The sequence below is a fragment of the Catenovulum sediminis genome (assembly GCF_007289895.1).
GTDB lineage: Bacteria > Pseudomonadota > Gammaproteobacteria > Enterobacterales > Alteromonadaceae > Catenovulum > Catenovulum sediminis.
In genome coordinates this window covers 1,411,534-1,436,066 of sequence record NZ_CP041660.1, presented here as the reverse complement: position 1 = coordinate 1,436,066, position 24,533 = coordinate 1,411,534, and the positions used below count along the sequence as shown (strand labels likewise).

The window sequence follows — 24,533 nt, the reverse complement described above, 5'->3', positions numbered from 1 at the left end:
GAAATTTGCTATGGAAAGCTTGTCAAATTGGTTGCGCTTAAAACAAGTAAGGGGTGTCCAAACAAAGCATTGGTTAGCGTTGCTTGCTAAGCATTCACTTGAATCAATTCTAAATAGTCCAAGCGAACGTTTGTTGGCAATGGGCTTTAAAAACGAACAAATTGCCCAAATCCAGCAGCCAAACTCTCAAGAGATTGAGCATCAGCTCAATTGGTTAAGCGCAGCTGATAAACATCATATTGTGCCGTTTGATGACGTGCGCTACCCGGCTAAATTAAAAGAAATTAGTTCACCACCTTTGATTTTGTACGCTATTGGTGACACTTCGTTGCTAAATGAGCCTCAGATCGCCTTGGTGGGGAGTCGAAATGCATCACATTATGGTTGTAATAATGCACTTTCATTTGCCAAAGATTTGTCATTGCGAGGCCTAGTTGTGACCAGTGGGTTTGCCAGTGGTATAGATGGCAATGCCCATAAAGGTGCTATTGCGGGTAGTGGAAAAACGATTGCTGTTTTTGGTACAGGCCCAGATGTTATTTATCCGAGCAGGCATAAAAGTTTGTATCAAGAGGTGTTGGAAAATGGCTTGATCTTATCTGAATTTCCGCCCGGCACTCAGGCGCGGCCCCAGCATTTTCCTAGGCGTAACCGGATTATTAGTGGTTTAAGTTTGGGGGTGCTTGTGGTTGAAGCTGCGATAAAAAGCGGTTCACTGATAACGGCCAAATATGCGCTAGAACAAGATCGTGAGGTGTATGCTGTTCCGGGGAGTATTCATGACCCTAGATCTCGAGGAGCGCATCATTTAATCCAACAAGGTGCTAAACTCGTAGAAACTACATCCGATATATTAGAAGAGGTTAATCAGCAGATTATTCAGGTTGAATTACCACTTTTTGCACAAAAAGTTGAAAAAAGTGATAAAGAAAACTTCACAAGTAACGAATTGTTGGTTAACTTAGATTATGAGGTCACCTCAATTGATGAGCTGGTGGCAAGGACTCAACAGTCAATTGAAGTGGTGTTGTCTCAACTCCTGGATCTTGAATTACAAGGTCTGATTGCTGCTACATCGGGTGGTTACATTCGATTGAGGAGGGAATAAATTATGTTTGATATCCTCATGTACTTGTTTGAGAACTATATACACAGTGAAGCTGAAGTGATGGTTGACCATGACCAGCTTACAGATGAGTTACTTAAAGCAGGTTTTGAAGTTGATGAGATATATAAAGCGCTCGACTGGTTAGAAAAACTAGCTGATTTGCAAAACTCTGATTCAATCCCTTATTTGAGCAAAGCTTCTTCACTCTCTTCGGTTCGTATTTATACTGAAGAAGAAGTGATGAGACTTGACCCAGAATGTCGTGGCTTTGTCATGTTCCTTGAGCAAATAAATGTGTTAGATCCAGAAACCCGAGAAATGGTGATTGACCGGGTGATGGCGTTGGATACGCCTGAGTTTATGCTAGATGATCTAAAATGGGTTGTCTTGATGGTATTGTTTAACGTACCAGGACACGAGTCTGCATATTCTCAAATGGAAGAATTAGTGTTTGAGGAGCCAGATGGCTTGTTACACTAAATTTTCGTTACCGCTCAATCTTTTGGCTGAGGCATGATGTCTGATTCTAAACCTTTGTTTAGTCATAATTCTCATGCCACACAGTCTTGTCCTAAATGTGATAAACCGTTAATTTTTCGTCAGGGCAAGGCAGGTCCATTCTTGGGTTGTAGTGGTTATCCGCAGTGCTTATTTATCCAACCTCTACATCCAGAGCACGATTTTGATCTGGATAAAGTGATTGAGGGCTCCGAATGTCCCGAGTGCCAATCACTACTTGCGGTCAAGCATGGTCGTTATGGTATTTTTATAGGGTGTTCTAATTATCCGACATGCCATTTTACAGAGCAAAAAGAACAGAAAGAAGAAAGTTCAACTAATATCCAGTGCCCCAAGTGTCACGCTGGAGAGTTAATCAAAAAACAAAATCGCTTCGGCAAATTTTTTTTCGCCTGTTCAACGTATCCAAGTTGTAATTACTTGCTAAATTCAGCACCGGTAGCTAAGACATGCGAAAAATGCGGCTGGGAAGTTCTCATTCGAAAAAAGCTACGCGGCTCTCAATTTTTGATTTGCCCACAGAAAAAGTGCCAACATAAACATTCAAGTGAATAAATACATAAATCGAAAATAGGTATCGCGTTAGATTGCGTTATACTAAGCGACATTTAGGTTTAACTGATACTTTTTTGGTTTATGTCTGATACAAACATCAATACACACATTATTCAAAAGTTACTGCCGGGTGAAGTGATTGCCTATCCAACTGAGTCTTGTTTTGGTTTGGGTTGTCACCCCCTCGATGAGGCAGCTGTCATGAAAGTTCTTGATCTAAAACAACGTCCGGTTAATAAAGGGGTGATTTTAATTGCCAGTGATTATTCTCAGCTGTTACCGTATGTCGATGACAATAAAATCCCGCAAGATAAGCGATTTAGCGTGTTTTCGCATTGGCCGGGTGCAGTAACCTTGTTATTACCCGCTAATAAATCAACGCCTAAGTTTTTAACGGGTGATTTTGACACAATAGCGGTCCGGGTGACTGCTCATCAAGCTGCGAGAGATTTGTGTCGCCAACTCGGCCATGCATTGGTTTCAACCAGTGCTAATTTATCCGGTCAGCCATCGGCAACCAGTGCTAGTCAAGTTAAAAAGATTTTTGCGCACAGAGTGGATCATATTGTTGAAGAAGGGATTGGACGCAATCCCAAACCGAGTAAAATTTTAAACCCATTAACTGGTGAGGTATTTCGCGCGTGAGCCAAGTTGACATTCAGCCTGTAATCGAGTTTTTAAAACAACTGCAAGACCAAATATGTGATGCGCTGGAAGATGCCGATGGCGCTGGTCAATTTGTTGAAGACAGTTGGCAGCGAGCTGAAGGCGGCGGCGGCCGTACACGGGTTTTAACGGATGGCCAGGTTATTGAACAAGGCGGTGTTAACTTTTCTTATGTATCGGGTGATTCAATGCCTGTGTCAGCCACCGCCCATAGACCTGAATTAAAAGGCCGAAGTTGGCAAGCTTGTGGTGTATCTTTGGTGATTCATCCTAAAAATCCAAATATTCCAACCTCTCATGCCAACGTGCGTTTTTTTATTGCCGAAAAAGAAGGTGAAACGCCTGTTTGGTGGTTCGGTGGAGGGTTTGATTTAACCCCTTTTTATCCATATGAAGAAGACATTATCCACTGGCATCAAACAGCTTACGACCTGTGTAAGCCATTTGGTGATGATGTTTATCTTAACCATAAAAACTGGTGTGATGAATATTTCTATTTAAAACACAGAAATGAAACGCGTGGTGTTGGTGGACTATTCTTTGACGATTTAAACGAATGGGATTTTGAAACCTGTTTTGCCTATATTAAAGCGGTTGGTTTAGGTTTTATAGATGCTTATGTTCCCATTATTAATAAGCGTAAAAATGCCGAGTACACTGAAGCACAAAGAGTATTTCAGTTGTACAGACGAGGTCGTTATGTTGAATTTAATCTGGTTTATGACAGGGGCACTTTATTTGGTTTGCAAACCGGTGGGCGGACTGAATCTATTTTAATGTCGATGCCCCCGCTCGCGCGCTGGCAATATAATTATCAACCAGCACCTGATTCTGATGAAGCAAAGCTTTACGAACGATATTTAAAACCGCAAAATTGGCTTAATCTGAGTTAATCATATGTGTCGCCAATTGATAAAAACTGGCTTGCAATTGGCGGCGCAGCAATTTGTTATCAACAACTTCTTCTAATGCTTGGTTCATGCAGAGCATCCATAAATCGCGTTGTAAGCGCGTAATTTTGAATGGTAAATGGCGCGCTCTAAGTCTTGGGTGGCCATATTTCTCTTCGAACAACGGTGGTCCGCCTAGCCAACCAGATAAAAATTCAAAGAAACGCTGGCGTATACTATCCATTGGCTGGGGGTGTATATCTAACAGTGGTTTAGCATGTGGATCATTTTGCATAAAGTCATAAAACCTATTGGCCAAAGTATAGGTGCCTTGTTCTCCACCAATTTGTTCATAAGGCGTCAATGGTTTGTTGGGTTCTTCGATTTTAAATAATTTTTTAAGCATAGCTGTTCTAATTGAATTAAATGGTCTGCGACTTTTTATGCCACTTAACAAAGGCTTGTGAAAAAGTTACATAGTTATTTTGCCGCATGAGTTTTGCTTAGTATACTAGCGGAAATTAAATCTAGATAAAAATTAGCAGTGATTATGGATAAATACGCCGTATTTGGTAACCCTATCGTGCAAAGTAAATCGCCTTTAATCCATCGGGCATTTGCAGGACAGACTCAGCAAGAGCTGAGTTATGAGGCTATATTCGCCGAAGAAGATAAATTTAAGGAGAGGCTGAATGAATTTTTAGCTTCAGGTGGCAAAGGTTGTAATGTAACCATGCCATTCAAGCAACAAGCTTTTCAGCTGGCTGATAAATTATCAGAACGCGCACAATTGGCAGAAGCGGTTAACACTTTAACAGTCGATAAGGATGGCAAATTATTGGCTGATAATACAGATGGCGCTGGTTTAGTGGCTGATTTTCATCTCAATAATGTCAATCTGCGTGACGCACGAATATTGTTGATTGGCGCGGGTGGTGCTGCGCGAGGGGTGCTTAAACCATTACTAGACGAAAAGCCGGAAAAGCTGGTTATCTGCAACCGTACCTTATCCAAAGCACAAGCGTTAGCACAGCGATTTGCAAGCTTTGGTCGTATAGAGGCGGAAGAATTTAGCGATATACAATCTGCATTTGATATTGTGATAAATTCAACGTCAACCAGTCTAACGGGTGGTTTGCCGCCTGTCAGTGCAAAGATATTTTCATCCAATACGGTGGCGTATGACATGGTATATAGTGATTCGGCTACGCGTTTTAATATTTGGGCAAATGACAACGGTGTGGCGTTAACGCTTGATGGACTGGGAATGCTGGTTGGTCAAGCAGCTGAAAGCTTTTTGGTTTGGCGAGGTGTAAAGCCAGAAATTGAACCTGTTATCAAATTACTCAGAAATTAACATCAGTTAGCGGCCTCTATATATAGGAGGCCGATTGACCAAAGCGCAAAAATTTAGATGGTTGCTGTCAAAGTTCGGTCGGTAGTTGCATCGTTAAATATTGGTCTTTTAATTCTACGTAGTTTTGCGCAGATTGTTTAAGGAATGCGATTTCACCTTCGTTTAATGCTCTAGCTTGTTTAGCTGGGCTGCCCACATATAAATAACCAGACTCGAGTTTTTTACCTGGCGCGACAAGGCTGCCAGCAGCAAGCATGACATCATCATTGATAATTGCACCATCTAATACAATAGCGCCCATCCCAATTAAAACTCTATCTCCAATGTAACAGCCATGCAGCATCGCTTTGTGACCGACCGTAACGTCATCACCTATGATAAGCGGGAAACCTTCCGGATTATTGCTAGTGCGTCGAGTCACATGCAAGATGCTACCATCTTGAATATTTGTTCTTTTTCCTATTTTTATATAGTTAACATCTCCTCTTGCAGCGACTAGGGGCCAAACACTGGAGTCTTGATCAATGACGATATCCCCGACCAATACACAACTATCATCTATATATGCATTATCAGCGATGGCGGGGTGAACTTTATTAAAAGGGCGGAGATTGGACATGAACAATCCTTTTTTTAACTATTGGAACGTGGAAAAAGGTAAATATACAAAATAAATATGAATTTGACCTTATTTGTATTCACTTTAGTACATATAAAAAGCACTTTGTAGGATATTTAATCGAACGAACAAAAAACTGAAATAAATCGATAAAAAGCATTGACGGGTTTTAATTAGTCCCTATAATGCGCCCCCACAACGCAGCGACACGGCAACAAGCAAACAGCTTAAAAGCCAACTCAAAGCGCCAAAGTTGAAAAGCAAAACATCAAACGAAAGTGAGATAAATAAAGGCTTGACAACGAAAATGAGAAGCGTAAGATACGCGCCTCACTGAAACGGACTAACGGTTCGAACTTCAGAAAACGTTCTTTAAAAATTAGTAACCTTATTATTTATCTGTGTGGGCACTCGCATAGTTTGAATAGATACAAAATATTCAATCTAGTGAAGTGACTACTGTTAATTCAGAATGTTAAATCAGTAAGATTGAGACAAAGATTAAAACTTTCTATGAAGAGTTTGATCATGGCTCAGATTGAACGCTGGCGGCAGGCCTAACACATGCAAGTCGAGCGGAAACGATGAGAGCTTGCTCTCAGGCGTCGAGCGGCGGACGGGTGAGTAATGCTTGGGGATCTGCCTTGTTGTGGGGGATAACCATTGGAAACGATGGCTAATACCGCATAATACCTACGGGTTAAAGGGGGCTTCGGCTCCTGCGACGAGATGAACCCAAGTGAGATTAGCTTGTTGGTGAGGTAATGGCTCACCAAGGCGACGATCTCTAGCTGGTCTGAGAGGATGGTCAGCCACACTGGGACTGAGACACGGCCCAGACTCCTACGGGAGGCAGCAGTGGGGAATATTGCACAATGGGGGAAACCCTGATGCAGCCATGCCGCGTGTGTGAAGAAGGCCTTCGGGTTGTAAAGCACTTTCAGTCAGGAGGAAAGGGTGATGGTTAATACCCATTATCTGTGACGTTACTGACAGAAGAAGCACCGGCTAACTCCGTGCCAGCAGCCGCGGTAATACGGAGGGTGCAAGCGTTAATCGGAATTACTGGGCGTAAAGCGCACGTAGGTGGATTGATAAGTTGGATGTGAAAAACCGGGGCTCAACCTCGGCTGTGCATTCAAAACTGTCAGTCTAGAGTAAGGGAGAGGGGGGTAGAATTCCAGGTGTAGCGGTGAAATGCGTAGAGATCTGGAGGAATACCGGTGGCGAAGGCGGCCCCCTGGCCCATTACTGACACTGAGGTGCGAAAGCGTGGGTAGCGAACAGGATTAGATACCCTGGTAGTCCACGCCGTAAACGATGTCTACTTGTTGTTTGTGTCTTTAAGACGTGAGTAACGAAGCTAACGCGCTAAGTAGACCGCCTGGGGAGTACGGCCGCAAGGTTAAAACTCAAATGAATTGACGGGGGCCCGCACAAGCGGTGGAGCATGTGGTTTAATTCGATGCAACGCGAAGAACCTTACCATCCCTTGACATCCACAGGATTAAGCAGAGATGCTTAAGTGCCTTCGGGAACTGTGAGACAGGTGCTGCATGGCTGTCGTCAGCTCGTGTTGTGAAATGTTGGGTTAAGTCCCGCAACGAGCGCAACCCTTATCCTTAGTTACCAGCCTTAAGTTGGGGACTCTAAGGAGACTGCCGGTGACAAACCGGAGGAAGGTGGGGACGACGTCAAGTCATCATGGCCCTTACGGGATGGGCTACACACGTGCTACAATGGACAGTACAGAGGGCAGCTAACTTGCGAGAGTACGCGAATCCCTTAAAGCTGTTCGTAGTCCGGATTGGAGTCTGCAACTCGACTCCATGAAGTCGGAATCGCTAGTAATCGCAGATCAGAATGCTGCGGTGAATACGTTCCCGGGCCTTGTACACACCGCCCGTCACACCATGGGAGTGGGCTGCAAAAGAAGTAGGTAGCTTAACATTGGGCGCTTACCACTTTGTGGTTCATGACTGGGGTGAAGTCGTAACAAGGTAGCCCTAGGGGAACCTGGGGCTGGATCACCTCCTTAACGATGCTATTTAAATATGCAGAGTGTTCACACAGATAAATAACGGTTACTGATAATAAAGAAAAGTGCAAAAGCGCTAAGTCATGTGTTTACAGGCTAAACATATTGCTTAAAGCTTTTAAGCTTTACGCTCTTTAAAAATCTGGACAGTAGTAAAAAGTTAAATGCGTTAAAAAAACGGTTTAATCAAGTAAGACCATAGTATTCAATCAACGTAAAAGCGTTTAATGATACGATTCGATAAACATTCGGGTTGTATGGTTAAGTGACTAAGCGTACACGGTGGATGCCTTGGCAATTGGAGGCGATGAAGGACGTGTTAATCTGCGATAAGCTGTGACGAGTCGATAAAAGACGCATGAGTTACAGATTTCCGAATGGGGCAACCCACCCTTTTAGGGTATCTTGCACTGAATACATAGGTGTAAGAAGCGAACCGGGAGAACTGAAACATCTAAGTACCCCGAGGAAAAGAAATCAACCGAGATTCCCTAAGTAGCGGCGAGCGAAAGGGGAAGAGCCGATGATAAATGAATTAGTAGAATGAGCTGGAAAGCTCAGCCATAGTAGGTGATAGCCCTGTATATGAAGATTCATTCATCACGTATTAAGTAGGTCGGGACACGTGTTATCTTGACTGAAGACGGGGGGACCATCCTCCAAGGCTAAATACTCCCAATTGACCGATAGTGAACCAGTACCGTGAGGGAAAGGCGAAAAGAACCCCTGTGAGGGGAGTGAAATAGAACCTGAAACCGTGTACGTACAAGCAGTGGGAGCAGACTTGTTCTGTGACTGCGTACCTTTTGTATAATGGGTCAGCGACTTATATTTAGTAGCAAGGTTAACCGAATAGGGTAGCCGTAGCGAAAGCGAGTGTTAACTGCGCGTAGAGTTGCTAGGTATAGACCCGAAACCCGGCGATCTACCCATGGGCAGGTTGAAGGTTGAGTAACATCAACTGGAGGACCGAACCGACTAATGTTGAAAAATTAGCGGATGACTTGTGGGTCGGAGTGAAAGGCTAATCAAGCCGGGAGATAGCTGGTTCTCCCCGAAAGCTATTTAGGTAGCGCCTCGGACGAACACCTACGGGGGTAGAGCACTGTTAAGGCTAGGGGGTCATCCCGACTTACCAACCCTTTGCAAACTCCGAATACCGTAGAGTGCTATCCGGGAGACACACGGTGGGTGCTAACGTCCATCGTGAAGAGGGCAACAACCCAGACCGCCAGCTAAGGTCCCAAATGCTTATTAAGTGGGAAACGATGTGGGAAGGCTTAGACAGCTAGGAGGTTGGCTTAGAAGCAGCCACCCTTTAAAGAAAGCGTAATAGCTCACTAGTCGAGTCGGCCTGCGCGGAAGATGTAACGGGGCTAAATAAGCAACCGAAGCTGCGGATTTGAACGTAAGTTCAAGTGGTAGGGGAGCGTTCTGTAAGCTGTTGAAGGTGAACTGAGAAGTTTGCTGGAGGTATCAGAAGTGCGAATGCTGACATGAGTAACGATAAAGGGGGTGAAAAACCCCCTCGCCGAAAGACCAAGGTTTCCTGTCCCATGCTAATCAGGGCAGGGTAAGTCGGCCCCTAAGGTGAGGGCGAAAGCCGTAATCGATGGGAAACGGGTTAATATTCCCGTACTTTTAATAACTGCGATGGAGAGACGGAGAAGGCTAAACTGGCTTGGTGATGGTTATCCAAGTGAAAGTAAGTAGGCTGGTGTTCTAGGCAAATCCGGAACACTAAGGCTGAGATACGAGACGAGACACTAAGGTGTTGAAGTAGTTGATGCCCGGCTTCCAGGAAAATCTTCTAAGCTTCAGGTTATTAAGAACCGTACCCCAAACCGACACAGGTGGTCAGGTAGAGAATACTAAGGCGCTTGAGAGAACCCGGGTGAAGGAACTAGGCAAAATAGTACCGTAACTTCGGGAGAAGGTACGCCACGTTATTGTGAAAGTCTTAACGACTGGAGCGAGAGGTGGTCGAAGTAACCAGGTGGCTGGAACTGTTTATTAAAAACACAGCACTGTGCAAAATCGAGAGATGACGTATACGGTGTGACACCTGCCCGGTGCCGGAAGGTTAATTGATGGGGTTAGCGTAAGCGAAGCTCTTGATCGAAGCCCCGGTAAACGGCGGCCGTAACTATAACGGTCCTAAGGTAGCGAAATTCCTTGTCGGGTAAGTTCCGACCTGCACGAATGGTGTAATCATGGCCACGCTGTCTCCACCCGGGACTCAGTGAAATTGAAATTGCGGTGAAGATGCCGTATACCCGCGGCTAGACGGAAAGACCCCGTGAACCTTTACTACAGCTTGGCAGTGAACATTGAACCTACATGTGTAGGATAGGTGGGAGGCTATGAAGCAGCGTCGCCAGATGTTGTGGAGCCATCCTTGAAATACCACCCTTGTATGTTTGATGTTCTAACGTAGTCCCCTAATCGGGGATGCGGACACTGCCTGGTGGGTAGTTTGACTGGGGCGGTCTCCTCCCAAAGCGTAACGGAGGAGCACGAAGGTTGGCTAAGTACGGTCGGACATCGTACGGTTAGTGCAATGGCATAAGCCAGCTTAACTGCGAGACAGACACGTCGAGCAGGTGCGAAAGCAGGTCATAGTGATCCGGTGGTTCTGAATGGAAGGGCCATCGCTCAACGGATAAAAGGTACTCCGGGGATAACAGGCTGATACCGCCCAAGAGTTCATATCGACGGCGGTGTTTGGCACCTCGATGTCGGCTCATCACATCCTGGGGCTGAAGTCGGTCCCAAGGGTATGGCTGTTCGCCATTTAAAGTGGTACGCGAGCTGGGTTTAGAACGTCGTGAGACAGTTCGGTCCCTATCTGCCGTGGGCGTTTGATAATTGAGGGGGCTTCTCCTAGTACGAGAGGACCGGAGTGGACGAACCTCTGGTGTTCCGGTTGTTATGCCAATAGCATTGCCGGGTAGCTAAGTTCGGAATCGATAACCGCTGAAAGCATCTAAGCGGGAAGCGAGCCCCGAGATGAGTTGTCACAGACCTTTAAGGTCCTGTAGGGCCCTTGTAGACTACGAGGTTGATAGGTTGGATGTGTAAGTGCTGTGAGGCATTGAGCTAACCAATACTAATTGCCCGTGCGGCTTAACCATACAACGCCGAATGTTTATTGGATTGGATATAAAGATTAAGCTTGAGCGCATGAGAATTTTTTACTACAAACAGTCCAGATTAAGACTTGACTGGAAATCAAGCATCGCGCTTTGTCATCTGTGGCACTGCGATGTAATTGAATCCATTCAGGTGACAGTTTATGCCTGGCGGCGATAGCATTGTGGAACCACCTGATCCATTTCGAACTCAGAAGTGAAACACAATAGCGGCGATGGTAGTGTGGGGTTTCCCATGTGAGAGTAGCACACTGCCAGGCTTCAAATTAGATTGGTTGATAAAATAGATTAAGACAAAAACAAAGTAATAAAAATTAATCAAAAAGTATTATCAACTGATAAAAGTATATTAAGCCCATCTCAAAAGAGATGGGCTTTTTGCGTTTAGAGATCAAAGATTTTGACGCGCTACGCGCTACGAGCTACGAGTGTAGGTCTGCCCTTTAGGGCGACGATGTTTAGTTCGACTATTGTGTATCTTTCATGTTGGCCTAAAGACCAACCTACACGTCGAGCCAAAGCTGCGATCTACATTTTAGTTATAAGTTTCACTGCAGTGTAGGTCCGTCCTTTAGGGCGACAGCTCTAAATTCAGTCATTGCGCAATATGCCTTTGTTGGCCTAAAGGCCAACCTACACGCCGACCTACAATCCGCCCAATACTCTCACATGGTTAATGTGCTTGATCCCAGTTGTCACCGACTCCAGCTTCGACAAGCAAAGGAACATTTAATTTTGCAGCATCTTGCATAATTTCCTGAATTTTAAGTTTAGCTTGTTCTACAAATTCATCTTTTACTTCGAAAACTAATTCATCATGAACTTGCATTATCATTACAACATCTAGGTTGTTTAACTCTTTGATCCATTGATCTACTTTTATCATCGCATATTTAATGATATCGGCAGCCGTGCCTTGCATGGGGGCGTTGATAGCCGCTCGCTCTGCTGCTTTACGAACAGCGCCATTGCGAGCTTTAATATCAGGCAACTGTAATCTGCGGCCAAAGATTGTTTCAACATAGCCATGCTCTTCTGCAAACGCACGGGTTGTCTCCATGTATTTCAAGACTCCTGGATATCTTTCGAAATATAAGTCCATATAATTCTGCGCTTCGCCACGTGGAATACCAAGTTGTCGGGAGAGTCCGAAAGCCGACATTCCATAGATTAAACCAAAGTTTATGGCTTTTGCGCTTCTGCGTTGCTCTGCGCTTACCTCATCCAATGGAGTATTAAATACCTCGGCAGCTGTCGCTTTGTGGATATCCTTACCTTCAGAAAATGCTTTGAGTAGACCTTCATCATTAGATAAGTGCGCCATGATCCTGAGTTCTATTTGTGAGTAATCGGCCGCCATAATTTTGTAGCCTTCGCGTGCGACAAAAGCTTTTCTGACTTTTCGGCCTTCTTCATTTCGAATCGGAATATTTTGCAGATTTGGATCAGTAGAGGATAAACGACCTGTTGCAGTAACAGCTTGATGATATGAGGTATGTACACGGCCGGTTTTATTGGCAACCATTAACGGTAGTTTGTCAGTATAAGTCGATTTTAATTTTGCTAATCCGCGATATTCTATAATCACTTTTGGCAAGGGATAATCTAGCGCAAGTTCTTGTAACACTTCTTCTGCTGTTGAAGGGGCGCCTTTTGGCGTTTTTTTAATGATAGGGTGATTCAACTTTTCAAACAAAATTTGTTGCAGTTGTTTGGTTGAGCCAAGATTGAATTTTTCTCCGGCAATATCATAAGCTTTCGCTTCTAACTCTGCTAAGCGTATTAAAATATCTTCACTCTGTTGTGACAACTGATAGCTGTCAATTAAAACGCCATTTTGTTCAATCTTGCTGAGGACAGGAATGAGCGGCAATTCAATAGTTTGGTAAACCTCTTTGAGTTTTTCATCTCTTGAGAGCTCAGACCATAACTTTTGGTGTAATTGCAATGTAATATCAGCGTCTTCTGCCGCATAAGGTGCAGCGGTTTCTAATGGGATTTGGTTGAAAGTAAGCTGTTTAGCGCCTTTTCCGGCAATCTCTTCAAAGCTGATATTTTTATGCCCCAAGTATTTTAACGCTAGACTATCCATATCATGGCGAGTACCAACACTGTTATAGACATACGATTCGATCATTGAATCATGGGCGATACCTTGCAAGTCAATGTCGTAATTGGCTAGTACATGTTTGTCATACTTTAAGTTTTGGCCAACGAAAGATTTGTTTGGATCTTCTAAAAGGGGTTTTAACTGCGCTAATACCCAACCTCTGTCAAGCTGCTGGGGTGCATCTGTGTAATCATGTGCAACAGGTACATAAGCTGCTTCTCCTGGCTTAATCGCAAAAGAAACACCAACAATTTCAGCTTGCATGTAATTTAAAGATGTCGTTTCTGTATCAAACGCGATCAATTCCGCTTTTTGTAATTTGGCCAACCATAAATTGAATTCGGTTTTATCTAATATACAACTGTAATTGGCATCGACTTTTTCGGCTATTTTTTCAACTTCGCTCTCCGCTACCTTTTCTTGTGACTGCCCAATGACATCAGACAACCAGCGTTTAAATTCCATTTCTTTATAAAGTTCGATTAACTGTGATTGATCAGGTGAAGCAATATCTAGTTTGTCAAAGGCAATATCTAATTCTACATCTGTTTTAATAGTCGCTAGCTCATAGGATAATTTCGCTTCTTTTTCATTTTCAACGAGCTTTTTCGGCATGCTTTTAGCGCCGCGAAAAGACAAAGTCGCAACTTTTTCGGGATCTTCATATAGCTTTGCCATGCTACCGATGCCCTGTAACATTGCTAGAGCCGTTTTTTCGCCAACACCCGGCAAGCCAGGGATATTGTCTACTTTGTCTCCCATCAGTGCGAGGTAGTCGATGATAAGTTCTGGTCCAATACCAAATTTATTATGCACACCCTTTTCATCCAATATGGTATCTGTCATCGTGTTAATTAACGTAACGTGAGAATTAACAAGCTGAGCCATATCTTTGTCACCGGTGCTAATTAAAACATGGCGATTTTGTGCGCTTGCCTGTTTGGCTAAAGTACCTATTACATCATCCGCTTCAACACCCTCTATTGAAATTAAAGGTAAGCCAAGTGCTTTTATTATTTTATGCAGTGGCTCTATTTGAATGCGCAAATCATCAGGCATAGGTGGGCGATTTGCTTTGTATTCAGGGTACATGTCATTGCGGAAGGTTTTGCCTTTAGCGTCAAAAATAACCGCCATCTGGGTTGGCTTGAAACGATTAATGAGGCTGCGTAACATATTAACAACCCCATAAACCGCACCTGTAGGCTCACCTTTAGAGTTGGTTAGATGCGGCGGCGCATGAAAGGCTCTAAATAAATAGGATGAACCGTCAACAAGAATAAGTGGGTTTTCAGGGATTTGAGTCATAGTAAACTTTGATATCTCTTTTATCAGGAGGTCAGTGTATGGTTGCATTATACTGGATTAACGCGCGCAGGCTATCCCACAAAATAAATTGCGTGAATTGTGGATAACTTTGTTGAAAAATCATTTGATGCTTTACTATCAGCGAATAAAATTAAGATTTTTTATAATTAACTTATTGTTTTATTTGTATTTTATTATTCTATTTGTTGTTTGTATTATGTCTTCGTTAATGTGGATAGTTTCGTGAATAACTTTAAAGGTCAAAAAGCATACAACAAAACGTGGCAGACAATTTACGCTGTTGTTGGCTAAAGATCTAGGTTTTTTATAACATTAATTCTCATTAGCAAATGAATAAAAATTATATAGAGTAAAATTAATCACTTAGGCGTAAAGATATTAACTAGTTTGGATCGTATATGACTTCTATTTACAGCTTTTTATATGACAAGGTAATCGCTATGTTACCTTCTTTTTTGCTTGCTTAAATCAGATGTTAGGCTAACTGTAACTCTAGTAAATTTACCGACTTTACTTTTTATCTGTATCTGACCAGCCAGTTTTTCTTGCACAAGTAAAGAGGCTAAAGCTAAACCTGAGTGCGCATCATTACTTTCACTGATTAACACCTGTTCTATTTTATCTTCAGCAATGCCAACGCCATTGTCTTCTAACCGTAAGTTGATATTCTGAGTTTTTCTATCAACAAAAGCCTCTATCATAATGATGCCATCCGTTTTACCATTAAAGCCATGCTCAATGCAATTGTTAAAGAGTATGCATAACATATGGGTCAATGAGCCAGAATGAGTGTTTAATTCGATGTCGGCAGGGATATTTTCAATAAACTTGACCTTTTTATGTTTAAAGGTTTTTTGAAAAGTACTCTTAATGACATTTACATGAATTTGTAAGTTGATTTTTCGAACTGGATCATCAGCTAGGTCATTGGCAAATTGCTCTAGGTTGTATGTTGACTCGGCTGCTGACATTAATTGCGAAGATGAAATTCGGACGAGTTGTAATGCATTGTCTAAGTGATTAGAAACCAATGATTTAGTAACTTTTCCGCCTTCCAGTTTAGCTTTTAAATTAACGGTACGCTCTTCTAAAGAAGCTATGGCTTTTATTGACTGAGTGATAGCAGGTGTTATTTCGGCAGCTGCAATGGGCGCCATATCATTAATAATGGCTAAGCGCGCGGTACGTTTTATGTTTTGTTGAGCTTGAGTAAGCTGATCTTGTGTCTGCTCTAACTTTTCAACAAGGGTTTTATCTCGCTGTGTGGTTTTATATTCTTTGAATATTAGTAGCGCGATTAGCAAGCAGAGAATAAGGGTAAAAAAGATTATTTGACCAAATAATTTATTGCTAGCATGGTGAGATACCGGTGTTGGATAAAAACCATTCGCTGCAGTATCGATTACAAAATCTAGCTGATGCAAAGAACCTTTTAGTTGAACGGATGGAGATAGAGCATTGGCTATTTCACCGAACTGCCAACTTAATAAATGAATATTTTCTTGGCTCGTTGATAGACGTACTTCAATATCGATGTTTTTTGGCCATGCTTGTAGATGTAGTGCCGTTTCTAATAATGCGCTATCCAACTGACTGACAAATAAAAATTCGTTGTTCTGTTGTTGGACGAGCTTGGCAACGTATAGTAGATCGTGGCTTTTATCACTTAAGTAGACAAATTGATTGACGTATTTAGTCGCAGCTCTGTGTAAGCTATTCAGGGTACTTTGGAGTTGATCTTGAGTCAGATCTTTTGCAATTCCGTAAGACCAAAGATGCTGCAATCTTTGCTCAGTCGTTTGAAATGCAGCCAAAGATATAGGATGGTATTGATAATCCGTATCTTTCATTGTAGCTAGTACAAGTGCATTATATTCTTCTGGGGTGAGTGTCGGCTGCACGCTAATGAATTTTGCCATCAAATTGATTTGCGTAAGTGGCTGCCTAAAAGCTTTAAGCATCACATCGACAAACTTGCCACTATCGTTTTTTAGGTATTGATGTAACCAAATTTCCGTTTCTTTATCTGCCAGTAAGCTTTTTCCCGATATTGCTGCAAAAGTACCTATCGAAATTGCGACAAGGAGCACAACCCATGCTGGAAGATTAAAATATTTAGCCATTAAATTATTTACCTAATACGGGATGTGTAAGCAAAATATCAGAAAATTTAAATTTAGCTTCTTCGTCTGGCGCGTTGGTCATTAAGATCAACTTGTTCTCTTTTTTTATAAACGCTAAATTGCCGTTTTGTTGTACAAACTTTTCGGATTGCCCTATTGTCAGAAAGCCTTGTCTTTTCGCGGACTGCAAAATGTTTTGGATATTCATATTGTCAAATATGGCTTCAAAATAAAACAGGTGGCAGCCATGTTCTACTTTGTAATTGACTAATGGCTCAATTTCCTTAAAAAACTCAAACTCCAAAAAATATTGACCGCTGCGGACACTTTGATAGTTTGCCAAGGTATGTACACTACTATAGTCACTTGTGGTTAATGCACAAAAAGTTAACGGGCCATTGCCGACAGAGGCATCCCAATTTATATGCTGCAGTGTCCAGTATAAAAACCTGCTTTCAACTTGACTGATATCGGATGCTTGACTGAAAAAGGGTAAGCACAGCAATATAAATTTTAGTCTACGAAAAACAATATAAGACACTGAGAACCTTGTTATAATTTGTGACGTGCAATAATTGATTTATTAGCTTAGCGAGAATGTGTTAATTAGACAACAAACATCCATTCATCGCGGTCAATATTCATTATTTAAAACTGTTATCTTATGTTTTTTGTTTTATATGATTTAAGCCGTAAAAGATAATCCCTCTTAAAGGAGACTTTGTGGAAAAATTCAGTGATATTTATCAACGAGCGCTTGAGCGAAAAGGTGGCAAATTGATGCTAGAGCAATTGTTGCCTGCAGCACCTGCGTCTCATAAAATAGCTGAATTGACCGACGATAGAGTATTATCCGCTTTCAGTAAAAAAGTATTTCAATCCGGGTTTGTTTGGCGAGTTGTTGAACAAAAATGGCCTGCGTTTGAAGACAGCTTTTTCAACTTCGATATTCAGAAAGTTTTGTTGATGCCGCCCGACATGCTTGAGCGAAAAGCAAGTGACCCAGCTATTATACGCAATGCTAAAAAGGTGATGTCAATCTATGAAAATGCGTTGATGATTAATGATGTGCAGCAAGCACATGGGCACTCATTTGCTAAATTTTTAGCTGAATGGCCTAAAACTTCGATTATTGAATTGTGGTTATATTTAAAAAAGCATGGTTGTCGCTTAGGCGGCAACACGGGGCCTTATAGTTTACGTGCGCTAGGCATCGATACTTTTCTGTTGACGCAAGATGTAGAGGCTTATTTTCGCGCGCATAAATTAATCGAAGGCGGGTTGTCGAGTAAACGCAGTTTGTTAAAAATTCAGCAATGCTTCAATCACTGGCAACAAGAATCAGGATACGATTTGCAACAAATTAGCCAAACAATCGCCTACAGCGTCGGTGATAATTATGTCGGAATACAAAATGCCTGACCCTAATACATCAATTATCAGTACCGAGACAAACAACCTTTATATCAATGCGCTAGCAGAGCGTTTCTCTTTGTCTGTAAATAACCATTCGAACCATGAATTTCAATTGATATGGCAAGAAGGGAGTTTGCGTTTAATACAAACCAGCTTACCGAAGCAGGGGGCGATATGGGTTGATTTTACCGGCGCATCGGCCGTTTATCGTCGGCAGCAAGTCAGTATTAAAAGCGAAGTGATCGCAAGGGCCGTGGGTATTAAAGCAAATTATCGACCTAGCGTTTTGGATGCGACTGCTGGCTTAGGTAGAGATGGTTTCGTATTAGCTTCTATGGGATGCCAAGTTTGCTACTTAGAGCGCCACCCGGTTGTTGCTGCGCTTTTGTTTGATGGTATACAGCGTGCTTTGCGAGATGCAGAAATTGGCGATTGGGCTAAACAGCACCTTGACTTTATGCATGGTAACTCAGCAGATGTTGGTTGGTTGGCGGCGCATATAAAGCACCAACCCGATGTGGTTTATTTAGATCCTATGTTTCCGCACAAGAAAAAATCAGCAGCAGTGAAAAAAGAAATGAAATCATTTCAAAGTTTAGTGGGGGCCGATTCAGATGCTGATAACTTGTTACCGGCCGCATTGACGATTGCTAAACAAAGAGTGGTTGTCAAACGGCCTGATTATGCGGGTTTTTTAAACCAACAAGCACCCGATGTTAGTTTAAAGTCGAAAAAACATAGATTTGATGTATATCTAATACAGAACTGATTTTATGAAAGATTTGAATAGAGGAGTGAAAAAATAAATTATGCCATCATTTGATATCGTGACCGAAGTAAATATTGAAGAGGCCCGCAACGCTTGCGAAAACGCGCAGCGGGAACTCTCTACTCGATTTGATTTCAGAGGTGTTGATGCTGAATTCGTTTATGCCGATGAAAGTGTAAAAATTCATGCAGAAGCTGAATTTCAGCTCGATCAAATGTTAGATATATTCCGTAATAAGTTATCTAAACGAGACTTAGATCCCAAAGCGGTGAAAACAGGGAAAATGGAGCAATCAGGCAAGCTGGTAAAAAACGTGATTACCTTTGTTCAGGGTATCGACACAACGACAGCTAAAAAACTGGTTAAGTTGATAAAAGAGAGCAAGTTAAAAGTGCAGGCCTCGATTCAAGGAGAGCAGGTGCGGGTCACGGGCAAAAAACGAGATGATTTACAACAAGTCATGCAGTTAGTTAGAGAGGCTGACTTGGGCCAGCCTTTTCAGTTTACTAATTTCAGAGACTAGTTTAGGTTTCAGATTCCGCGGCAAGGGAGCGCTCTTGCGAAGGCTCTGGCTCTTGCGAATCGTCAAATATATTTTGCTGCATCGAACGGCAAGGTTCTGCACAGCGAGGAATACCGACTTGTTTAGCCGGTACACCCACAACAGTCGTGTGTGGGTGGACATCTTTTAAAATAACACTACCTGCGCCCACTTTTGAGTTGCAACCCACTTCAATATTACCTAAAACTTTTGCACCAGCCCCTATCATTACGCCATGCCGGATTTTCGGATGTCGATCGCCACTTTCATTACCCGTACCACCTAGCGTGACCGATTGTAATATCGAAACATTGTCTTCAATGACCGCTGTTTCACCTACCACAATCCCCGTTGCATGATCAAACATCACCCCTTTTCCCATACGGCAAGCTGGGTGAATATCGACCGCGAGCACTTGGCTATTTCGGCTTTGGATAAATAAAGCTAAGTCTTTACGTTTTAGGTTCCATAAATGGTGTGCTAGGCGGTGTACTTGAATTGCCTGAAAGCCTTTTAAGTGCAACAAAACTGTTAAATAAGATTGGATCGCTGGATCTCGTTCAAAAACTGCACGAATATCAAAAGCCACCACTTCAAGAATGTCTGTCTGTTGCTGATAAAACTCGGTAAACAGTTGCCAAAGTTTTGTTTGTGGCATCACATCGTCTGCTAATTTTTGCGCCAGTACAAATGCAACAGCGACATCCATACTTTGATGCTGCAATATACATTTGTCGATGTAACTTGCTAAAAGAGGTTCTGCTTCGGCCATCTGTTTTGCTTCATTTTGCATGACCGACCAAACTTCGTTGCTGAGCATAAATACGCCAATACTTTTTTCCAATTAGTTTTGCAGAATAGGGGTTCGGGCGGGTTATATCAAGTCAAGGAATGCGTAAATCTGCTTGAGAGAATATTTTTTTAACGATAAGCTGCCAAATAAACATTGAACACAAACGGGAGGTTGATAATCGTGCGCTTTATATGGCTACTATTTACATTACTCTCAGTTGTGCTAAACGTTTATTTATATCTTCAGTGGCAAACTGCGTTAACGAAGCAATCTAACATGAACGTCAGCTATATCGGGCGAATTGATGATTCAAAATCATCGAATCCATTAGCTCAGCAGGCAAGCGATTTATTCTCCCAACGCGCATTCAGCGAAGCCCTTCAAACTTTATCGCAACTTCACCAGCAAGATGCGAATTTGGCACTTGATATGTTAAATGCTTGGAATCATCAAGTACTGCATCTAATAGATGCGGGTAATAATAATCTCGCGCCCTACATTGAGGAATATGCAAATATACCGCTGTTGCAAGGCGAACAATGGTTAATAAAATACCGTTATGCTGTTAGTCAGGATAATTTTGAGGAAGCCGCTGAAATTGTTTACCGCAATGCGTTAGATTTTTGGGACACTGAGGTTTGGCAACGTGAGGCTCAATACATGCAAGATGCTGTGTTGGCTAAGTTTAAACAGCTCAAAATGCAGAATAATTGGGCGCTAGCTGTTGATTTGTTAGAGTTGATGCATTGGTATCAAGATGACAACGCCGAATATACTTTGGCCTTGGCCGAAGCTTATATTGCATTGCAGGAAAAACAGCTAGCCGAAAATCTGTTGGTTTATTTAGCGGACAATCCAGATTATCAAAACCGGGTAGAAGCACTTAGACTGCAAATAGTGACACAACAGCAAATCAGTATAGATTTACAGCCGCATGGTAAGCATTTTTTAGTGGAAGCTTTGATCAACGAGCAAGCCGCTCAGTTAATGTTAGACACCGGAGCCAGCTACACGACCGTTAGTCAAGGCTATGTCGAACGATATTTACAACCTTATCAGTACACCTTTATCGGCTCGCAACAGATGAATACAGCGGGTGGCATAGTTAAGGCAGATATCATTAAAGTAAATCGTTTCCAACTTGGACCAGTACAACTCAATGATTTTACGCTTGCTGTGATCAGTCGTGCAGATTTTGCTATGGCGGATGGTTTGTTAGGCATGAACTTTCTCAGCCTGTTTGAATTTAATTTAGATCAAGAAAATAGCATATTGAACTTGAAAGCCCGTTAAATTCTCCAGAATTAAAATAAATCCAATATTATTCAGTAAAAACCTCGACTGATACTGGAATACTTTGTATTTTGTACAGATTGATAGTTTAAGTACAAAATGCAGTGTTTCAATGCAGCTAAATTTTTCTAAAATGCACGGGTTAGGCAACGATTTTATGGTTGTCGATAACGTGACCCAAAATGTGTTTCTCTCTAACGAACAAGTCGCAAAACTGGCCAACCGTAACTTCGGTGTTGGTTTTGATCAATTGCTTGTGGTTGAAGCCCCGTACGATCCCGAAATCGATTTTCATTATCGCATTTTTAATGCCGATGGCAGCGAAGTTGAACAGTGTGGTAATGGTGCGCGTTGTTTTGCGCGATTTGTCCGCCTAAAAGGTTTGATCAATAAAAATAAAATTGCGGTCAGTACGAAAGGCGGCAATATCGTTTTGTTTATCGAAAAAGATGGTCAAGTAACCGTTAATATGGGGGTGCCTAAACTTGCGCCGAACGAAGTTCCGTTTAAAGCCAATAGCCAAGAAAAAACCTATATTTTGCAATGCAACCAACAGAATGTACTGGCGGGTGCAGTTTCTATGGGTAACCCGCATTGTGTTCTGACCGTTGAAAATGTTGACACAGCACCGGTAGATACTTTGGGCCCTGAGCTGGAAAGCCACGAACGCTTCCCGGAAAAAGCGAATATTGGTTTTATGCAAATAATTAACCGAGGGGCAATTAAACTCAGAGTTTATGAGCGAGGCTCGGGTGAAACCTTAGCCTGTGGTACGGGGGCATGTGCGGCTGTGGTGGTTGGTATTTTACAAGGTAAACTGGACAATACTGTGGAAGTTAGTTTGCCGGGAGGAAAACTATCGATTAGCTGGTTTGGCGAAGGTCAACCCGTTAAAATGACTGGGCCTGCTGAACACGTGTTTGACGGACAAATTAATATATGAGTGATAACGAACAAATTCCACTAATTGATACCACAGAAGAAGATGTGGTCGCTTATCTAGCAGAACATCCTGACTTTTTTCAGCGTCATCCAGAGTTGCTTCGTCAGATGGTCATTAGTCATGACACTCAAGGTGTTGTTTCATTGATTGAACGTCAGCAACAATTATTACGCGACAAGGTCGCAAGTCAGGAGCTGGATATTGCACGGCTAATTACAACCGCAAAGCGTAATGAAAATATCTACCGTGCCTTTATCAATTTGTATATGGCCTTATTAGAGTGCCCAGACAGCAAGCAAATGATCTATTTGTTGCGAGCGATCTTGTTAGAACAAATCCAGTTAGATGGTATGAAGTTGGTGTTGTTTATCGCAGGAAGCGATGAACATGCTGCCAATTTAGTTGAGCCGCGCAATTTATACCAAGAAGTATTGTTGCAGCGTTTAGCGCGTGATGACTATTATTTTGGTCGTTTAAAAAAACAGGAGCTGGCTTTGTTTTTTAAAGAGGAGCAAGCGATTAAATCTGTTGCGTTAATTCGCTTAGGCGGGCAAAAAGATTTAGGAATATTGGCTTTTGGCAGCATAGATGAGCAGCACTTTCAGGGCGATATGGACACGATTTTTCTGGCACCTATGGTGAAGCTGATAAACCGCCTATTGTTAGATTTTTCTTCTGAACAAATTGAAAGCTAGGTGCGTGTATGTCGATAAAAGAAGCGCTGAAACACTTTTATCGCTATTTAATGAATGAAAAACAGATGTCTGAGAAGACACTGCAAAGTTATCAACGACAGATAGAGTCTTCATTAAAACTCGTACCTATTCAATCGTTTAGCGAGCTAGACGTAGACTTTGTGCGGACTGTGTTAGTGCAATGCCAAACGAGAAAATTATCACCGGCCAGTATTGCACAATGCTTGTCAGCTCTTAGGGCATTTTGTAAATTCTCTATTAAACAAGGTTGGCTACAAAATAATCCTGTCAACCTCATCAGTGCACCTAAAGCGGCTCGCCGCCTACCTAAAAACCTCGATGTTGACCAGATACATAGATTGCTGGAATTACCACCTGATGCCTCTGATTTACAGGTACGGGATAACGCCATGATGGAATTAATGTATAGCAGTGGCTTAAGGTTAGCTGAATTATCATCATTGAATGTGGATGATATTCATTGGCAAGAGAAAACCCTAGTTGTTTTGGGTAAAGGTAAAAAGGAACGCAAGTTACCCGTGACTCAAATTGCGTTGGATAAAATAAAAAACTGGTTAAATATTCGATTACGCATGATAAAACACGAAAAGGATGCATTATTTGTATCTTCACGGGGGAATCGTCTTAGCGATCGTTATATCCGTGAGTTAATGCGCAAAGCGGGTGTAGAGCAATCTATTAGTCAGCATCTTAACCCGCACAAACTCAGGCATTCTTTTGCAACACATATGCTCGAATCCAGTCAGGATTTAAGAGGCGTGCAAGAATTGTTAGGGCATAAAAATTTATCGACGACACAAATATATACACACCTAGACTTCGCTCATTTAACTAAAGTGTATGATGGCGCGCACCCACGCGCGAAGAAAAAATAAATAGAGGAGCCTTTGTTGATAAAGTTTTATAAACGACTACAAAAACCACAGGTTATTAGTTTTGATTTAGACGATACTCTGTACAACAATGTTCCGGTTATTTTACAAGCCGAACGTACGTTACTGGCATTGGTCAATCAACAGCTTTTTACGCATCAGCCGCTTACTCTTGCACAATGGATGAGATTAAAACAAGAATATGCCAGCAAAAACAGTACGCTGGCACATGATGTATCTGCATTGAGACGTCAGTTTTTATGCCATTTATACCAAAAGTATGAAGTAGAACAGGCTGATATACTGTCACAAGCTGCATACCAAACCTTTTATCAATCTCGCAATGCTTTTAAAGTTACTGATGAACAGCTTGGATATCTTAAAGTTTTAAAGCAACATTATCGGTTAATCGCTATTACAAATGGTAATGCTGAGCCTGATTTGATTGGTCTGAAAGGTATTTTTGAACATGTAGTGAGACCCGAAAACGGGCGCTTGATGAAGCCTCACGCTGATATTTTTAACCACGCAGCCCAGCTGTGTCAGGTTGAGTTGCATCATATTTTGCATATCGGTGATAGTGTGACGACTGATGTCGGAGGTGCCATTAAATCGGGTATGCAGGCGGGTTGGTTTAATCCCGCTAATCATAAATTTAGCGGTGTAACTTTGCCTCACTTTGAGTATCAGTCAAATGCCGATTTAAACAAATTGATTATCTGAT

The 24,533-nt window shown here is 42.2% G+C and carries 20 protein-coding genes and 3 rRNA genes; 17 read left to right on the top strand and 6 right to left on the bottom strand.

Annotation, left to right across the window (positions count from 1 at the left end):
* The first annotated feature begins 10 nt into the window (after positions 1–10).
* From dprA to hemF, 5 genes are all read left to right on the top strand, one after another.
* Positions 11–1,108 (top strand): DNA-processing protein DprA, encoded by a 1,098-nt coding sequence (gene dprA / locus FNT16_RS05715; protein ID WP_143870627.1) that lies wholly within the window; start codon positions 11–13, stop codon positions 1,106–1,108.
* A 3-nt stretch (positions 1,109–1,111) separates the two neighbouring features.
* A complete protein-coding gene (locus FNT16_RS05710) occupies positions 1,112–1,588 on the top strand; it encodes a DUF494 family protein (protein ID WP_143870626.1) in 477 nt (158 codons plus the stop codon).
* A 33-nt stretch (positions 1,589–1,621) separates the two neighbouring features.
* The gene (locus tag FNT16_RS05705; protein ID WP_246072385.1) at positions 1,622–2,182 is read left to right on the top strand and encodes a DNA topoisomerase family protein; all 561 of its coding nucleotides are present in this window, start codon (positions 1,622–1,624) and stop codon (positions 2,180–2,182) included.
* Between the two features lie 81 nt (positions 2,183–2,263).
* The gene (gene tsaC / locus FNT16_RS05700) at positions 2,264–2,827 is read left to right on the top strand and encodes an L-threonylcarbamoyladenylate synthase type 1 TsaC (protein WP_143870625.1); all 564 of its coding nucleotides are present in this window, start codon (positions 2,264–2,266) and stop codon (positions 2,825–2,827) included.
* A complete protein-coding gene (gene hemF, locus FNT16_RS05695) occupies positions 2,824–3,741 on the top strand; it encodes an oxygen-dependent coproporphyrinogen oxidase (protein ID WP_143870624.1) in 918 nt (305 codons plus the stop codon). The genes tsaC and hemF overlap by 4 nt, the downstream gene beginning before the upstream one ends.
* Here the strand turns inward: hemF and FNT16_RS05690 are convergent.
* Complete coding sequence (locus FNT16_RS05690; RefSeq protein ID WP_143870623.1) at positions 3,728–4,144, bottom strand: group II truncated hemoglobin; 417 nt, start codon at positions 4,142–4,144, stop codon at positions 3,728–3,730. The genes hemF and FNT16_RS05690 overlap by 14 nt on opposite strands.
* Positions 4,145–4,288: 144 nt before the next feature.
* Between FNT16_RS05690 and aroE the strand changes: the two genes are divergently transcribed.
* Complete coding sequence (gene aroE / locus FNT16_RS05685) at positions 4,289–5,095, top strand: shikimate dehydrogenase (protein ID WP_143870622.1); 807 nt, start codon at positions 4,289–4,291, stop codon at positions 5,093–5,095.
* A gap of 67 nt (positions 5,096–5,162) precedes the next feature.
* Here aroE and FNT16_RS05680 read toward each other — a convergent pair whose 3' ends face one another.
* On the bottom strand, positions 5,163–5,714 hold the full coding sequence (locus FNT16_RS05680; RefSeq protein WP_143870621.1) for a gamma carbonic anhydrase family protein: 552 nt from the start codon (positions 5,712–5,714) through the stop codon (positions 5,163–5,165).
* A gap of 510 nt (positions 5,715–6,224) precedes the next feature.
* Here FNT16_RS05680 and FNT16_RS05675 point away from each other — a divergent pair.
* From FNT16_RS05675 to rrf, 3 genes are all read left to right on the top strand, one after another.
* Positions 6,225–7,752, top strand: a 16S ribosomal RNA gene (locus tag FNT16_RS05675).
* 259 nt (positions 7,753–8,011) lie between these two features.
* Positions 8,012–10,886 (top strand): 23S ribosomal RNA (locus FNT16_RS05670).
* 164 nt (positions 10,887–11,050) lie between these two features.
* Positions 11,051–11,164, top strand: a 5S ribosomal RNA gene (gene rrf, locus FNT16_RS05665).
* The 16S, 23S and 5S rRNA genes sit together here, the layout of an rRNA operon.
* A 413-nt stretch (positions 11,165–11,577) precedes the next feature.
* Here rrf and polA read toward each other — a convergent pair.
* From polA to FNT16_RS05650, 3 genes are all read right to left on the bottom strand, one after another.
* Entirely contained in the window at positions 11,578–14,322 is a 2,745-nt protein-coding gene (gene polA, locus FNT16_RS05660; RefSeq protein ID WP_143870620.1) for a DNA polymerase I, read from the bottom strand.
* A 464-nt stretch (positions 14,323–14,786) separates the two neighbouring features.
* Entirely contained in the window at positions 14,787–16,466 is a 1,680-nt protein-coding gene (locus tag FNT16_RS05655; protein WP_143870619.1) for an ATP-binding protein, read from the bottom strand.
* Between the two features lie 4 nt (positions 16,467–16,470).
* Positions 16,471–17,007, bottom strand: a complete 537-nt coding sequence (locus FNT16_RS05650) for a YfiR family protein (RefSeq protein ID WP_185976702.1) — start codon at positions 17,005–17,007, stop codon at positions 16,471–16,473.
* 182 nt (positions 17,008–17,189) lie between these two features.
* On the opposite strand from FNT16_RS05650, the gene FNT16_RS05645 reads away from it, so the two are divergent.
* From FNT16_RS05645 to FNT16_RS05635, 3 genes are read left to right on the top strand one after another with little or no spacing between them, the layout of a single operon-like run.
* Positions 17,190–17,888, top strand: a complete 699-nt coding sequence (locus FNT16_RS05645) for a DNA-3-methyladenine glycosylase I (protein ID WP_246072383.1) — start codon at positions 17,190–17,192, stop codon at positions 17,886–17,888.
* Positions 17,881–18,651 carry a class I SAM-dependent methyltransferase gene (locus tag FNT16_RS05640; RefSeq protein ID WP_143872882.1) on the top strand — a complete coding sequence of 257 codons (771 nt, stop codon included), beginning with the start codon at positions 17,881–17,883 and terminating at the stop codon, positions 18,649–18,651. Before FNT16_RS05645 ends, FNT16_RS05640 begins: the two co-directional genes overlap by 8 nt.
* Positions 18,652–18,691: 40 nt before the next feature.
* Positions 18,692–19,174 (top strand): YajQ family cyclic di-GMP-binding protein, encoded by a 483-nt coding sequence (locus tag FNT16_RS05635; protein WP_143870617.1) that lies wholly within the window; start codon positions 18,692–18,694, stop codon positions 19,172–19,174.
* Between the two features lies 1 nt (position 19,175).
* Here FNT16_RS05635 and cysE read toward each other — a convergent pair whose 3' ends face one another.
* On the bottom strand, positions 19,176–20,012 hold the full coding sequence (gene cysE, locus FNT16_RS05630) for a serine O-acetyltransferase (RefSeq protein ID WP_143870616.1): 837 nt from the start codon (positions 20,010–20,012) through the stop codon (positions 19,176–19,178).
* Positions 20,013–20,261: 249 nt separating this feature from the next.
* On the opposite strand from cysE, the gene FNT16_RS05625 reads away from it, so the two are divergent.
* The 5 genes from FNT16_RS05625 to FNT16_RS05605 all read left to right on the top strand — a co-directional run bounded on the left by FNT16_RS05625 (position 20,262) and on the right by FNT16_RS05605 (position 24,532).
* Positions 20,262–21,278, top strand: coding sequence for a retropepsin-like aspartic protease family protein (locus tag FNT16_RS05625; protein WP_143870615.1), 1,017 nt, complete (start codon positions 20,262–20,264; stop codon positions 21,276–21,278).
* 112 nt (positions 21,279–21,390) lie between these two features.
* Positions 21,391–22,221: a diaminopimelate epimerase gene (dapF, locus tag FNT16_RS05620; protein WP_143870614.1), complete on the top strand. Its 831-nt coding sequence runs from the start codon at positions 21,391–21,393 to the stop codon at positions 22,219–22,221.
* Positions 22,218–22,916: a DUF484 family protein gene (locus FNT16_RS05615; RefSeq protein ID WP_143870613.1), complete on the top strand. Its 699-nt coding sequence runs from the start codon at positions 22,218–22,220 to the stop codon at positions 22,914–22,916. The genes dapF and FNT16_RS05615 overlap by 4 nt, the downstream gene beginning before the upstream one ends.
* A gap of 8 nt (positions 22,917–22,924) precedes the next feature.
* Positions 22,925–23,812: a tyrosine recombinase XerC gene (xerC, locus tag FNT16_RS05610; protein ID WP_143870612.1), complete on the top strand. Its 888-nt coding sequence runs from the start codon at positions 22,925–22,927 to the stop codon at positions 23,810–23,812.
* A gap of 15 nt (positions 23,813–23,827) precedes the next feature.
* Positions 23,828–24,532, top strand: a complete 705-nt coding sequence (locus FNT16_RS05605; RefSeq protein WP_185976701.1) for an HAD-IA family hydrolase — start codon at positions 23,828–23,830, stop codon at positions 24,530–24,532.
* The last annotated feature ends 1 nt before the right edge of the window (position 24,533 follow it).

What these genes read in the sequence shown, in the direction of transcription:
- FNT16_RS05680 (WP_143870621.1), bottom strand. Translation starts at nt 5,714, where the DNA reads ATGTCCAATCTCCGCCCTTTTAATAAAGTTCACCCCGCCATCGCTGAT.
- tsaC (WP_143870625.1), top strand. Translation starts at nt 2,264, where the DNA reads ATGTCTGATACAAACATCAATACACACATTATTCAAAAGTTACTGCCG.
- polA (WP_143870620.1), bottom strand. Translation starts at nt 14,322, where the DNA reads ATGACTCAAATCCCTGAAAACCCACTTATTCTTGTTGACGGTTCATCC.
- FNT16_RS05710 (WP_143870626.1), top strand. Translation starts at nt 1,112, where the DNA reads ATGTTTGATATCCTCATGTACTTGTTTGAGAACTATATACACAGTGAA.
- xerC (WP_143870612.1), top strand. Translation starts at nt 22,925, where the DNA reads ATGTCGATAAAAGAAGCGCTGAAACACTTTTATCGCTATTTAATGAAT.
- FNT16_RS05615 (WP_143870613.1), top strand. Translation starts at nt 22,218, where the DNA reads ATGAGTGATAACGAACAAATTCCACTAATTGATACCACAGAAGAAGAT.
- FNT16_RS05640 (WP_143872882.1), top strand. Translation starts at nt 17,881, where the DNA reads ATGCCTGACCCTAATACATCAATTATCAGTACCGAGACAAACAACCTT.
- FNT16_RS05635 (WP_143870617.1), top strand. Translation starts at nt 18,692, where the DNA reads ATGCCATCATTTGATATCGTGACCGAAGTAAATATTGAAGAGGCCCGC.
- aroE (WP_143870622.1), top strand. Translation starts at nt 4,289, where the DNA reads ATGGATAAATACGCCGTATTTGGTAACCCTATCGTGCAAAGTAAATCG.
- FNT16_RS05655 (WP_143870619.1), bottom strand. Translation starts at nt 16,466, where the DNA reads ATGGCTAAATATTTTAATCTTCCAGCATGGGTTGTGCTCCTTGTCGCA.
- FNT16_RS05690 (WP_143870623.1), bottom strand. Translation starts at nt 4,144, where the DNA reads ATGCTTAAAAAATTATTTAAAATCGAAGAACCCAACAAACCATTGACG.
- dapF (WP_143870614.1), top strand. Translation starts at nt 21,391, where the DNA reads ATGCAGCTAAATTTTTCTAAAATGCACGGGTTAGGCAACGATTTTATG.
- dprA (WP_143870627.1), top strand. Translation starts at nt 11, where the DNA reads ATGGAAAGCTTGTCAAATTGGTTGCGCTTAAAACAAGTAAGGGGTGTC.
- FNT16_RS05625 (WP_143870615.1), top strand. Translation starts at nt 20,262, where the DNA reads ATGAACGTCAGCTATATCGGGCGAATTGATGATTCAAAATCATCGAAT.
- cysE (WP_143870616.1), bottom strand. Translation starts at nt 20,012, where the DNA reads ATGCTCAGCAACGAAGTTTGGTCGGTCATGCAAAATGAAGCAAAACAG.
- FNT16_RS05705 (WP_246072385.1), top strand. Translation starts at nt 1,622, where the DNA reads ATGATGTCTGATTCTAAACCTTTGTTTAGTCATAATTCTCATGCCACA.